This is a genomic window from Oscillibacter sp. (genome assembly GCF_032060045.1).
Classification (GTDB): domain Bacteria; phylum Bacillota; class Clostridia; order Oscillospirales; family Oscillospiraceae; genus Oscillibacter.
The window spans coordinates 4,411-16,218 of record NZ_DAMBZJ010000045.1 but is presented as its reverse complement, the minus strand read 5'-3'; the positions used below and the strand labels follow the sequence as shown (position 1 = coordinate 16,218).

Annotated in this window: 12 protein-coding genes and 1 pseudogene; 6 read left to right on the top strand and 7 right to left on the bottom strand. The window is 56.0% G+C overall.

Features of this window, described 5'->3' with window-relative positions:
- A pseudogene (locus RT018_RS14200) lies at window positions 1-317 on the bottom strand (hypothetical protein); the annotation flags it as partial.
- Window positions 318-326: 9 nt separating this feature from the next.
- Window positions 327-1,328, bottom strand: coding sequence for an ABC transporter substrate-binding protein (locus tag RT018_RS14195; RefSeq protein WP_312942952.1), 1,002 nt, complete (start codon window positions 1,326-1,328; stop codon window positions 327-329).
- 312 nt (window positions 1,329-1,640) lie between these two features.
- Here RT018_RS14195 and RT018_RS14190 point away from each other — a divergent pair, with 312 nt between their 5' ends.
- A complete protein-coding gene (locus tag RT018_RS14190; protein ID WP_312942951.1) occupies window positions 1,641-2,279 on the top strand; it encodes a TrkA C-terminal domain-containing protein in 639 nt (212 codons plus the stop codon).
- Between the two features lie 140 nt (window positions 2,280-2,419).
- On the opposite strand, the gene RT018_RS14185 is transcribed toward RT018_RS14190, so the two are convergent.
- A complete protein-coding gene (locus RT018_RS14185; RefSeq protein WP_312942950.1) occupies window positions 2,420-3,343 on the bottom strand; it encodes a LysR family transcriptional regulator in 924 nt (307 codons plus the stop codon).
- Between the two features lie 268 nt (window positions 3,344-3,611).
- On the bottom strand, window positions 3,612-4,229 hold the full coding sequence (gene udk, locus RT018_RS14180; protein ID WP_312942948.1) for a uridine kinase: 618 nt from the start codon (window positions 4,227-4,229) through the stop codon (window positions 3,612-3,614).
- 238 nt (window positions 4,230-4,467) lie between these two features.
- Here udk and RT018_RS14175 point away from each other — a divergent pair, with 238 nt between their 5' ends.
- The 4 genes from RT018_RS14175 to RT018_RS14160 all read left to right on the top strand — a co-directional run bounded on the left by RT018_RS14175 (window position 4,468) and on the right by RT018_RS14160 (window position 7,730).
- Window positions 4,468-5,397, top strand: a complete 930-nt coding sequence (locus RT018_RS14175; protein WP_312942946.1) for an Ig-like domain-containing protein — start codon at window positions 4,468-4,470, stop codon at window positions 5,395-5,397.
- A 211-nt stretch (window positions 5,398-5,608) separates the two neighbouring features.
- Window positions 5,609-6,238, top strand: a complete 630-nt coding sequence (locus tag RT018_RS14170; protein WP_312942944.1) for a cyclodeaminase/cyclohydrolase family protein — start codon at window positions 5,609-5,611, stop codon at window positions 6,236-6,238.
- 13 nt (window positions 6,239-6,251) lie between these two features.
- Complete coding sequence (locus tag RT018_RS14165; RefSeq protein WP_312942943.1) at window positions 6,252-7,118, top strand: tetrahydrofolate dehydrogenase/cyclohydrolase catalytic domain-containing protein; 867 nt, start codon at window positions 6,252-6,254, stop codon at window positions 7,116-7,118.
- Between the two features lie 261 nt (window positions 7,119-7,379).
- A complete protein-coding gene (locus tag RT018_RS14160) occupies window positions 7,380-7,730 on the top strand; it encodes a helix-turn-helix transcriptional regulator (RefSeq protein ID WP_312942942.1) in 351 nt (116 codons plus the stop codon).
- A 99-nt stretch (window positions 7,731-7,829) separates the two neighbouring features.
- On the opposite strand, the gene sdaAA is transcribed toward RT018_RS14160, so the two are convergent.
- Together sdaAA and sdaAB are read right to left on the bottom strand one after the other, a co-directional pair.
- Window positions 7,830-8,705: an L-serine ammonia-lyase, iron-sulfur-dependent, subunit alpha gene (sdaAA, locus tag RT018_RS14155; RefSeq protein ID WP_312942940.1), complete on the bottom strand. Its 876-nt coding sequence runs from the start codon at window positions 8,703-8,705 to the stop codon at window positions 7,830-7,832.
- Complete coding sequence (gene sdaAB, locus RT018_RS14150) at window positions 8,705-9,373, bottom strand: L-serine ammonia-lyase, iron-sulfur-dependent subunit beta (RefSeq protein WP_312942938.1); 669 nt, start codon at window positions 9,371-9,373, stop codon at window positions 8,705-8,707. Before sdaAB ends, sdaAA begins: the two co-directional genes overlap by 1 nt.
- A gap of 143 nt (window positions 9,374-9,516) precedes the next feature.
- On the opposite strand from sdaAB, the gene RT018_RS14145 reads away from it, so the two are divergent.
- Window positions 9,517-10,875, top strand: a complete 1,359-nt coding sequence (locus tag RT018_RS14145; RefSeq protein ID WP_312942937.1) for an 8-oxoguanine deaminase — start codon at window positions 9,517-9,519, stop codon at window positions 10,873-10,875.
- Between the two features lie 44 nt (window positions 10,876-10,919).
- Here the strand turns inward: RT018_RS14145 and RT018_RS14140 are convergent, their stop codons facing one another.
- The gene (locus tag RT018_RS14140; RefSeq protein ID WP_312942936.1) at window positions 10,920-11,585 is read right to left on the bottom strand and encodes a hydrolase; all 666 of its coding nucleotides are present in this window, start codon (window positions 11,583-11,585) and stop codon (window positions 10,920-10,922) included.
- Window positions 11,586-11,808: the final 223 nt, after the last annotated feature.

Genomic DNA, 11,808 nt, shown 5'->3' with positions numbered 1-11,808 from the left:
CCTGCCAAAACGATGGAAAGGGTTAGGTTCATCAAATCCCACAGTCCCAACATTCCGATGACGCACAACAATGCTGCGTAGGTAATGCCGGAGCGCAGGCTCTTATGCCCCTTCCAGCCAAGGAAAAATACCAGCGCAATCAGGACAAACCAAGGAATGTAGCCTAAAATCCAGTTGATGCCTCCCACAAAGCCGGTCAGCCCGGACTTAATTCCGTCAAAAAACACGGAGTGGGATGCGGCAAAGCCGCGCACGGCATTGTCGATGGCGTTTGTGTCAACGTTGATTGTAAAGGGAAAATTAAACAACCAATTCATGCACCCTCCTTATCCAATGGCCGCATACAGTGTATCGGCCTGCTCTGCGGTGAGCCAGGTTTCAACCATGTCACGGTGCTCATTTAAAAACCACTTTGCCGCCGTCTTATAGTCCGAGCCGCTTTCTTCAATATAAGCAAGTGCCTCGCTGGTCAGCGCGGAGGTGGTGTGGTACTTGGATAAAAACGCCACATACTCCGGGTCGCTGTCATAGAAATCGTTGCTGGTGCAGATGGTGACCCGCACAGAGGGGCACGCTGTCTTTCCCTCAAGGAACAGCTCCGGGTCATAAGGCTCATCCTCCAGCAGGACAAAGTCGTATTTCCCCAGCAGCCAGGTAGGCTCCCAATAATAGGCTACCACCGGCTCTCCCCGGTCATACGCGGAGACCAGCACGGCGCTGGTGGCTGCATCGGTGCCCGGCTCAATATAGTTATAGGTTTTGTCCAGCCCGTAATACAAGTATTTCTGATGGATAATCTGCGTAATCTCCCAGCCAGCAATTCCGCCGTAGATGATTCCCTTGGAGGAATCTTCCGGGTCCTTAAACAGGGACGCATAATCCTTCAGGTCTGCCACGGTCTTCAAGTTGGGCGCCATGGGCTCAATCCCCCGCTCCGGGTCCCCCTCGATGACATAGCGCGGCACATACAATCCCTGCGCATTGTCGTCAAAGTTTACACCCACCTCTTTGAGCGCACCCGCGGCGATGTCTTCGTCATAGTTTGCCAGGTTGTCGGTCCACATCTCCATGTGTACGTCAATCTCGCCCTTCTTCACCGCTTCATGGGTGATGGGAGTGCTGCCGGAAACCTCCGTCCAATTATAGCCGAACACTGTTTCAGCCACGGTTCCCGCCACGGCGTTATGGAACAGGATGGAATCCCAGCCAACGTCGGCAAAACGCAGCGTTTTCGTTTGCTTCTGGTCCCCTGCCCCACAGCCCACAAGGCTGCCTGCCAATACAATCATTGCTAAAAGCAATCCTGTAATTCGGATCGTTTTCTTCATAAATTATCTGACCCCTTTCTTATATGTCATAATACTGACATTCGATATTATATCAACAAGTTGTCACTTTGTCAAACTGGCATCTTTATTTTTGTATAAGTTGTCGGAAAAATACTGGTATTTTTTGGAGACTTTCTTCACATATTTGTCTGTAATACCAATCAAAACCTCGTGTTCGACTATGCCCATTTTTTTCGTCTTCTCCTCAAATATTCACAACGAGCAATTTGCTTTGACGAAATCTATACTTTGTGCTAGACTGGCAGTATTGTGACACAATAAATACTATAACGGAATTACGGTGAAATCATTATGGCAAGAAGCATGGGGATTACCCTGCCTGTTTACCGCAAGATTGCGGTCACCATCGCTCAGGATATTGTGGGCGGCAAATATGTGGAGGGGCAGAAGCTGTCCGGGCGCACGGTGCTTTCCTCTCAGTACGGGGTTTCTCCGGAGACGATTCGCAAAGCGGTTCATCTTCTGGAGGATGTGGAGATTCTCCACGTCAAGAAAAACAGCGGCGTGTGGATTCTCTCTTCGCAAAAGGCCGTGGAGTTCATTCAGGAAACCCAGGAGATGCAAGGTGCTGCCGACGTAAAGGGCGAGTTGCTCTCATGGATGGAGCGCCAGATTGCCGAAACCTCTGCCGCCATGGAAAAGCTGCTGTTTGTCCTCAATATGGCGGGCCGTACAGCGAAGAACACGCCCTTTGTGCCTTACGAGATTGCTGTGCCCGATAATTCTCAAGTTGCAGGTAAGAGCATCAGCGGCCTGAACTTCTGGCACAAGACGGGGGCCACCATCATTGCCATTGAGCGCGGGGAGCAGATCATTCTCTCCCCCGGTCCCTATTCTTCCCTGCTGAGCGGAGATATTCTCTATATTGTGGGAGACGAACGAACGCTTCTCTCCGCCATTCATTTTGTAACCTCTGCGAACGACACATAACCGCCGCTTTTTTATGAAAAGCGGCGGCCTTTCTTGGCGAATTGATTGATTAACACAATGCAAACGGAGTGGAGGACTTTTTGCCTCCACTCCGTTTGCGCGCCGTTTCGGGCGACGATTCTTTTCATTTCTCCAGGAGATTATTTCTCCGTCTCCTCTTGGTGGGGGATTTCTTTCTCCGCCCCTGCCTTCACCATTTCCATAAACGCGCCCGCCGCCGCCGTGGGGGCCACGTCTACCAGCGTGCACATCTCCACACTGCGAGCAGGGATGGTGAAATCGGTTTTCAAAAGCCGAATCTCCCCCGCATTCAGCGCATCCTGCACAAATTCCAGCGTCACTCCCGCCACGCCCAGACCGATTTTTGCCAGCGTCACCAGAAGGCTTCGGGAGCTCAGCTCGATCTCCGGAGTCAGCGTCACGCCGCAGCGGAGAAAATCCTGCTCTAAAAAACCACGGGAGCTGGCCTTGCGTTCCAACAATATCAGAGGAAAAGCCGCAATCTCCTCCCGGGTGTAAACATGGTCGAAATCGCAGCCATAGCCGCTGCCCGCCACAAACACGCTGTGTGTGGAAAAGCAGGGCCACGCCTCCAGCCGCTCCCGTTCTGCCGGGGTGGAAGCAAAGGCGATGTCCACAGAGCCGGAGCGCAGCAGGCTTAAAACCTTGGCGCTCCGTCCGCTGATAATTTTCAGGCGGATACCGGGGTGAAGTCGGTGAAACGACTCCAGATATGGGGTCAAAAACTGGCCCGTCACCGTGTCGCTGGCACCAATCACCAGTGTACCCAGCATGAGCTGCTGAGCCTGAGAGAGCTTATCTTCCCCCGTGGCCAAAAGCCCCAGCGCAGAGCGAACATAATCATAGAGCAGCTGTCCCTCCCCTGTCAGTGCCACGCCCCGGGGGCTGCGGGAAAACAGCCGCGCCTGCAAGGCTGTTTCCAACTGCTTGATGGACTGGCTCACCGCCGACTGGGAAATATAGAGATTTTTTGCGGCCACGGAGATGTTCCCCGCCTCCGCCACCTCCTTAAATACCCGATACAGTTCCAGCTTTACCGACATGACGCCTCCTCCTTTGCGTTTGGGACTTTTTTGCGACTACGCTTGAGTTTATGCCTTCCGCCCCGCGGCCCGACCTTTTGGACGTAAACCCGGGCGGCCTTGCTTCTTTTTCGATTTCCTGCCTCTTGAATTGTTATCATTATAAGGACAACTGATGGTAATTGTAAATACAATCTTTGTTAATTTTTTCGGTGAAGCGTTTTAAAGGCCCAATTCCAGTCCAATACCTGCAAAAAAGGGGCCCGCTTACTGGCGGGTCCCTCGTCTCTTAATTCTTGTCGATGTGAGCTTGTATGCGCTGAATCATCATTTCCAGCGCCACCAGATTGCGCCCGCCCCCCAGCACAATGATGTCGGCATATTTCCGGGATGGCTCCACATACTGCTCGTGCATGGGCTTCACGGTGGTGAGATATTGCTTGACAACGGACTGAAGACTTCTCCCCCGGTCCTCCACGTCCCGCATGGCGCGGCGCAAAATGCGCTCGTCCGCGTCTGTCTCGACGAAAATTTTAATGTCGAACATTTCCCGCAGGACGGGATTCTGAAAAATCAGAACCCCCTCCACAATGATGACCTTGGCAGGGAAAATTGTCACGGTTTGTTCGGTGCGGTTAAAGTCCGTAAAGGAATACACGGGACACGCAATAGGCTCCCCCCGTTTCAGCGCCCGCAGGTGCTCAATCAGAAGGTCTGTGTCAAAGGCGCTGGGATGGTCGTAATTCTGGCGTATCCGTTCCTCTAAGGAGACGCCCTCCTGCAGTTTATAATAGCTATCGTGGCCCACCACGGTGACGTCGTCCCCGAAATGCGCCTTCAGTCGCCGGGTCAGGGTGGTTTTGCCGGAGCCGGTGCCCCCCGCCACGCCGATTAAAATAATATCCATCGGGCTTTTCCTCCTCTCCGCGGGGGCACGTGCCGCCCGCCATTGGCAATTCCCCGCAAGAAACGTAGAGGAAGAACCTCAGAATATTATAGAGACGGAGCCCCCCAAATGCAAGTGGAAACCAAGGAAAAAAGCGGAATTCCACAAAATTCGTCTTCATGGCCTTGACTGTGCAGGAAAAACCCGATATTATGTCAATTGATCATAAAAACACCCACCGCTCCAAAGGAGGATATTCATGGCCATGAAACGCTGCCCCGACTGCGGGGAAAAGTATTCCGATACATATAAGTGCTGTCCCTTCTGCGAGGAGGAGGCCGCGCTTTCTGAGGAGCGGCCCTTCCGCCGCAAGGGCGCGCGGCGCTCCGCCTGCCGGAAGGAACCCAGCATCCTGACGCCCGTGCTGGTTGTGGTAATTCTGGTGCTGGCGGTGACGCTGGGCTGGCTGTTCTTCGGTGACAGCATCAAGGAAAAGTTGGGTGGCGGCACAGAACCGGGTGTCTCCTCCTCCCAAGTCGATCCATCTCAAAGCGGCGGTTCCTCCGGAGATACCAGCCTGCCGGGAATCGGAGATTCCTCCGGGGATTCTTCTTCCTCCTCTGGCGAGGAGCCGGGACGCGGAACGGAAACGGACCCCTCCGGGTTGACGGTGGAGCAGGTGGCGTCTCTACCCGACACCCTGACCCTCTCCAAGACGGACTTTACCCTCCCGGTAGGAGACCCGGCGGTAAAATTGACCGTTTCCGGCGGCAGCGGGAGCTATACCTGGTTCAGCGAGGACGACGGGATTGCATCCGTGGACGAGAACGGCACGGTGACGGCCATTTCTGCCGGAATCATCAATGTCTATGCCACCGATGGCACCGGAAAGGGTCTTTGCATCGTGCGTGTGCGCGCAGGCTCTGGTTCTTCCGGCAGCTCCGGGAACACCGTCACACCCTCCGGCGGCGACGTGAAGCTGAACCGAGAGGACTTCACCTTGGGCATAGGTGAGAGCTTCCAGCTTAAAAACACCGGAATCACCACCGCCCAAACCTGGTCCAGCAGCAATCCCAGCGTGGCTACCGTCAGCGGAAACGGAACCGTCACTGGAGTGTCCACCGGTATGGCAACCGTCACCATGTCCTACGATGGAAACAGCCTGACCTGCGTCGTCCGGGTGAAATAAAGGACTCATTTTCTCAAAAGCGCCCTCCGAAGTCTCGGAGGGCGCTTTTCATCGTCCCGTAGCGCCGAATATTCAATTTTTACTGCGCCCTTGCAGCTTTTACCCGTGTTTTGTGCAGCTTGCATCAGCGTTGCAATTTTATTGGGATGGGGGTATACTACTTTGCAGGAAAAGTTCAAAATATTGATAACGAAAAACGGAGGATTTGCCAATGCCCGAAAAGTTGATTGATCGAACCTGCCGGGAGTTTACCTCCCTCCTCGCGGCCAAAGTCCCGGTGCCCGGAGGCGGCGGCGCCTCCGCTCTGGTGGGCGCGCTGGGATCCGCATTAGGATCCATGGCGGGGAACATGACTCTGGGGCGGAAAAAGTACGCCGCCGTGGAGGAGGACCTCCGCATCCTGCTTGAAAAGGGAGCAGAAATTCAAAAGCGCCTTTTAGAGCTGGTGGACGCGGACGCGGCGGCCTTTGAGCCACTGTCCCGCGCTTATTCCATCCCCAAGGACGACCCCACCCGGGACGCGGTTTTGGAGGAGGCCACCAAGCGGGCCTGCGCCGCGCCGATGGAAACGCTGGAACAGTGCGCCAAGGCGGTGGAGCTGCTGGAGGAACTGCTGGAAAAGAGCAGCGTAATGCTGATTTCCGACGTGGGCTGCGGGGCGATCTGCTGTCGGGCGGCCATGGAATGCGCCGCGCTGAATGTGTTTATCAACACGAAGACCATGAACAACCGCGTGACGGCGACAGCACTGGAGCACCGGACCGACGCGCTGCTGCAAGAATACGGCGCGCGGGCCACCGCCGTGGCGGACGCGGTGCGGGTCCAGCTTCGGGGAAAGTGAGAGGAGAGCGCATATGGCAAGAATTTTAAGTGGAAAAGATGTGGCCGAGGCGCTGAGCCTTCGCCTTGCGGAGCGGGTGCGGACGCTGGAAGAAAAAGGCGTGAAGCCCACGCTGGCCATTTTGCGGGTTGGCGAGCGGCCCGATGATCTGGCCTATGAGCGGGGCGCGGTGAAGCGCTGCGAAAAGCTTGGCGTGGCAGTCAAAAAGCTGACTCTTTCCGGCGATTGCACCCAGGCGGAGCTGATGGAGGCCATCCAGAGCGTCAACGCCGCTGCGGATATCCACGGCCTTTTGATGCTGCGCCCCCTGCCCAAAACGCTGAACGAACAGGCGGCCTGTGAAGCTCTGCTTCCCGAAAAGGACGTGGACTGCATCACTGGCGGGTCTCTTGCCCGGGTGTTTACCGGAAAGGGCGCGGGCTATCCCCCCTGCACCGCACAGGCCTGCATGGAGCTTTTGGATTACTATGGCTGCAATTTGGACGGAAAGCGCGTGACGGTAGTCGGGCGAAGCCTTGTCATCGGAAAACCCGTGGCCATGCTGCTGCTGGCCCGAAACGCCACGGTCACCACCTGCCACACCCACACGAAAGACCTGGCAGAGGAATGCCGCCGGGCGGAGGTTTTAATTGTTGCCGCCGGAAAAGCCGGAGCGGTGGACGGCGGATGCGTGGCCCCAGGCCAGACGGTCATTGACGTGGGAATTCACGTAGACGACGATGGCTCTATGCACGGCGACGCAGACTTTGCAAGCGTGGAGCCGGTGGTCTCTGCCATCACGCCGGTTCCCGGCGGCGTGGGCACGGTGACCTCCACCGTGCTGGCGGGGCACGTGATCGACGCGGCGGCGAAGGCCGCAGGCGTGAAGTGGGACAACTGACACATCTTCTTTCTTCATTGGAAGATACATGAATCGCTTCCCTCTTGGCATTCACGCACACTGGACAGGCCCCACCCCTTTTTCAAAACTACCGCTGTTATAATAGAACTATAGAAATAGGGTTGATGCTTTATATAATCTTGCTAAAGAGGCTTATATTCGTTGATGCAACCGAAATTCAACCTAAAGTTGCGTGAAAGTTGGTCGTGTCATGCAACCACTTTTGTTAAAATGAAGCCAATACAAAAGGAGGAATATGCAATGAATATCAGCTTTTCGTTTTTGCTTGGAGGTTTCGTAATTTATCTCACTATTGCGGCAGTTGTCATTGTCCTTATTATAATGGTAATTAAGGCGCTTCTGAAGTATATCCGCTCCGACAGCGTGCGGAAAGAAAAAGAAAGGGTAACAAGATCGCTTGGTGAAGCACTGAGGGCAAACCGTACCCGCTGCAAAATGACACAGGAATTTGTTGCGGAAAGTATCGGCGTCAGTCGGCAAGCCGTATCAAAATGGGAAAGCGGCACTTCTGATCCAAGCACTTCAAATCTTCTAGCCCTTGCAAATCTGTACGGTATCTCAGCGGAAGATTTGCTAAAGGAAGTTGAATAACTTGGCAATTACATTGCAAAACAAGGGCATCACCGTAAATAAAACGGTGATGCCCTAAAATCAGCTTTATCAGAGCGGCTCAATGGCCAGATCTTTTATTTATACCCCGTTTTTCATCCGTTCCTTGACCTCTCGGCCAAAGGGGGAATCCGCAAGACCGCCCAGCGCCGTCTCCCGGAACTCCTCGGACATTTTGCGGCCTACCTCGCCCATGCAGTCGATCACCTGATCCACGGGGACCCGACTCTCCACTCCCGCAAGGGCCATGTCCGCACAGCTCACGGCATTGACCGCACCCACCACGTTTCGCTTGACGCAGGGGACCTCCACAAGGCCTGCCACAGGGTCGCACACAAGGCCCAGCAGGTTTTTCAGCGCCATGGCCACCGCATGGCCGATCTGCTGACAGGAGCCGCCCCGCAGGGCCGTCAGCGTCCCCGCCGCCATAGCGGAGGCGGTTCCGATTTCCGCCTGACACCCGCCGGAGGCCCCGGAAATACAAGCCCGGCTGCCTACCACCGCGCCAATACCTGCCGCCACGTACAGCCCGCGGACGGCAGCGTCTTCATCAATGTCACCCCGATGATAGAGGGGAATCAGCACAGCCGGCAGCACACCACTGGCGCCGGCCGTGGGCGCCGCCACAATCCGACGCATGCAGGCGTTGGACTCGCCGGTACAAAGTGCGGAAGCGATGACTGCCGCAAGATAAGGCCCCGAAAGGGTGTTCATCTCCGCCGCGTAGTTGCGCATTCTCTTCCCGTCGCCGCCCACCAGTCCGCTGGCGGAGAGCCGGTCACCCCGATAGGTGTCCACCGCTTCCAGCATGGCCCGCCATGCAATCCGCATTTTTTCCATGGAAGCTTCCGCCGTCACACTCCGCTCCTCTATGTCGGTATCCAGCACCACTTCCCAAAACTCCCTGCCGCCCGCATCGGCGGCGTCAAAAATCTCCTGCATGGAATCCAGTGCCATTATACGTCCTCCCTCTCATAGTACGTCACGCCGGTCACATTCTCCAGCTCTCCAATCAGCGTCCGCACCTTGGGGGACACCTTCTCGTCTGTTTCAATGACCATCAGCACGCTGCCACCCCGCTTTGCCCGCCAAAGATTCATATTGGCGATGTTCACGTTTCCGTGCTCCAGAATCCATGTCACCTCCGCCAACTTACCCGGAACGTCGATGGAGCGAATAATCAGCGTATTGAAAATACCGGTGAAATTGACATGAATGCCGTCTAATGCGTCCACCCGGATACGTCCGCCGCCGGTGGAAGCGGCCTGAAGCTCCAACGTCCGCCCGTTTCCGTCGGAGACGCAGAGCACTGCCGTGTTGGGATGGGCTTCCTTCAGCTCCACCTTTTGAAAGGATACCTCCAGTCCCTCTTTTTCCGCCAGTTGAAAGCTGCGGGGAATGCGAAGATCGTCCGGCCGCATTCCCAAAAGCCCCGCCACCAACGCCCGGTCCGTGCCGTGTCCCGGTCCCGTCTCCGCAAAAGAGCCGTGTAGCCCAATATTTGCCTTTTTCGGCTCGTCGCCCAGCAGCGACCGGGCCATGTTGCCAATCCGCACCGCCCCAGCCGTGTGAGAGCTGGACGGCCCCACCATAACGGGACCTAGGATATCAAAAATATCCAGCATAAGGCTCCTCCCTTCTCTGTTTCAAAACTTTTTATTAGCTTATCACAAATTTTATTAGGTTTCAAGTTGATTTTTTTGATACATCTGTTAGAATAGTCGTAAAAAACGATGTAACCTGCTTTAATGTTGAAAGGAGCTGCGCCATGTCCTCTCTACTGATAAAAAATCTGTCCGCCGTGGTGACTTGTGATGACAATGACCGGGTTTTGAAAAATATCAATCTTTACTGCGAAAACGGCGTTTTACGCGCCATGGGAACAGCGCTGCCCCAGTCTGCCGACGAAGTTTTGGACGGGTCTCATTTCTGGTGCTATCCTGGGCTTGTAAACACCCATCACCACCTGTACCAGACCTTTTCGAGGAACCTGCCTCAGGTGCAGAATTTGGAGCTGTTCGACTGGCTCACCGCCCTATACGAAATTTGGAAGGGGCTGGACGGCGAAGCGGTCCGACTGAGCACCCTGACGGGCTGCGGCGAACTTTTGAAGCACGGCTGCACCACTGTGTTCGACCACCACTACGTCTTCCCCGCTGGAGCGGGCGATTTGATGGGGGTGCAGTTTGCAGCTGCCGCGGAACTGGGCGTGCGGTTCCATGCCTCCCGGGGCAGCATGGATTTGTCCAAAAAGGACGGGGGCCTTCCGCCGGACAGCGTGGTGCAGACGGTGGATGAAATTATGCGCGACTCCGCCCGGTGCATCGAAACATATCACGATGGGTCGTTTGGCTCCATGCGTCAGGTGGCGCTGGCCCCCTGCTCGCCCTTCTCCGTCTCGCCCGAGCTGCTGCGCCAGAGCGCGATGCTGGCCCGGCAGTACGGCGTGCGGCTGCAAACCCATCTGGCGGAGACAAAGGACGAGGAGCGCTATACCTTAGAGCGTTTCCAAAAGCGTCCCCTTGAATACATGGCTTCTCTCGGCTGGGTGGGACCAGACGTGTGGTATGCCCACGGCATCCATTTTAGCACTGAGGAACTGCAAGAGCTTGCCTGCACCGGCACGGGCGTGGCCCACTGCCCCATTTCCAACATGAAGCTCAGCTCCGGCATTGCCAGGATTCCTGAAATGCTGAAGCTGGGTGTTCCCGTGGGTCTGGCGGTGGACGGCTCCGCCAGCAACGACGGCTCGTCCTTGATGGAGGAGCTGCGGGTGGCATTTTTACTCCACCGGCTCAGCTCCAGCGCCGCCGCCCCCTCGGGATATGAGGTTTTAAAACTGGCCACCCGAGGCAGCGCCCGCCTGCTTGGCAGAACGGACATCGGTTCTCTGGAGGTTGGTAACTGCGCGGATTTCTTTTTGGTGGACTCCCGCCGACTAGAGCTGGTGGGCGGCGAATACGACCCCGCCGCCGTCCTCGCCACCATGGGCCTGCGCGGCCCGGTGGACATGACGGTAGTGGGAGGAAAAATAGTGGTCCGGAACGGTCGGCTGGTCACCGTGGACGAGGACGCCGTGGCAGCCGAGGCCCGGCGAGTTTGCAGGGCGTATTTGGCCCGGGCCTAAGGCAATCAACAGGCGCTCCCCCGACGTTGGAGGAGCGCCTGTTCTTAGAGAGTATCCCGGTACTTGTCCATTATTCTGGCAAACAGTTCACCGGTGCTGGGGGGTGTGTAAGTAATGGCATTGGCCCCCGCCCGGATGGTCTTGAGGACTGATTCCTCCGTGGGGCCGCCGGTGGCGATGATGGGCACCTCGGGGAATTGATTTCGGATGTGAGCCACAATTTCAGGAGTTCTGGCCGCGCCGGATACGTTGAGAAAATCGGCTCCGGCATCGATCCGCGCACGGATGTCCGTCCGCTCGGACACCACGGTGATAATCACCGGAATGTCCACCTCCTCTTTGATTTGGCGAATGATGGCGTTGTCCGTTGGTGCGTTCAGCACCACGCCATAGGCCCCTTGGTGCTCGGCCTGTATCGCCAGACGAACGGCCCGGGCGCCTGTTGTGATGCCACCGCCCACCCCCACGAACACCGGTACGTCCGACACGTTGATGATGGCCTGCGAAATTACTGGCTGGGGCGTAAAAGGATAGACAGCGATAATGGCGTCGGCGTTAATATTTTTTACAATGGCCACGTCTGTGGAAAAGGCCAGCGACTTGATGCGCCGGCCAAAGATGCGGATGCCTCCGCACTCGCTGACGCATTGGGGCAGCGCAAGCGTGTGACTGCGCAGCGTCCCGGTATAAGTAGGCATGTGTTTGGGCATGGATGACCTCCTTTTGCGATACAATTAGAAAACAAATATTATAGCATGTATTTTATCACTTTACCGTTGTAAACGCAAGTAAAAGCGTCGTAAAAGGCCCATCCTCGGAGCAGACTGACAGGCACAGCGCAAACGGCGCAGCCCTGCGAAGGCAAGTGCGGCAAATACCGCCCGATTAAATGGAAAACCGCTGCGGGACAGCCGTTACAGAGCATACGATCCC

What these genes read in the sequence shown, in the direction of transcription:
- RT018_RS14145 (WP_312942937.1), top strand. Translation starts at nt 9,517, where the DNA reads ATGTCCTCTCTACTGATAAAAAATCTGTCCGCCGTGGTGACTTGTGAT.
- RT018_RS14175 (WP_312942946.1), top strand. Translation starts at nt 4,468, where the DNA reads ATGGCCATGAAACGCTGCCCCGACTGCGGGGAAAAGTATTCCGATACA.
- RT018_RS14195 (WP_312942952.1), bottom strand. Translation starts at nt 1,328, where the DNA reads ATGAAGAAAACGATCCGAATTACAGGATTGCTTTTAGCAATGATTGTA.
- RT018_RS14140 (WP_312942936.1), bottom strand. Translation starts at nt 11,585, where the DNA reads ATGCCCAAACACATGCCTACTTATACCGGGACGCTGCGCAGTCACACG.
- sdaAB (WP_312942938.1), bottom strand. Translation starts at nt 9,373, where the DNA reads ATGCTGGATATTTTTGATATCCTAGGTCCCGTTATGGTGGGGCCGTCC.
- RT018_RS14165 (WP_312942943.1), top strand. Translation starts at nt 6,252, where the DNA reads ATGGCAAGAATTTTAAGTGGAAAAGATGTGGCCGAGGCGCTGAGCCTT.
- udk (WP_312942948.1), bottom strand. Translation starts at nt 4,229, where the DNA reads ATGGATATTATTTTAATCGGCGTGGCGGGGGGCACCGGCTCCGGCAAA.
- RT018_RS14160 (WP_312942942.1), top strand. Translation starts at nt 7,380, where the DNA reads ATGAATATCAGCTTTTCGTTTTTGCTTGGAGGTTTCGTAATTTATCTC.
- RT018_RS14185 (WP_312942950.1), bottom strand. Translation starts at nt 3,343, where the DNA reads ATGTCGGTAAAGCTGGAACTGTATCGGGTATTTAAGGAGGTGGCGGAG.
- sdaAA (WP_312942940.1), bottom strand. Translation starts at nt 8,705, where the DNA reads ATGGCACTGGATTCCATGCAGGAGATTTTTGACGCCGCCGATGCGGGC.
- RT018_RS14190 (WP_312942951.1), top strand. Translation starts at nt 1,641, where the DNA reads ATGGCAAGAAGCATGGGGATTACCCTGCCTGTTTACCGCAAGATTGCG.
- RT018_RS14170 (WP_312942944.1), top strand. Translation starts at nt 5,609, where the DNA reads ATGCCCGAAAAGTTGATTGATCGAACCTGCCGGGAGTTTACCTCCCTC.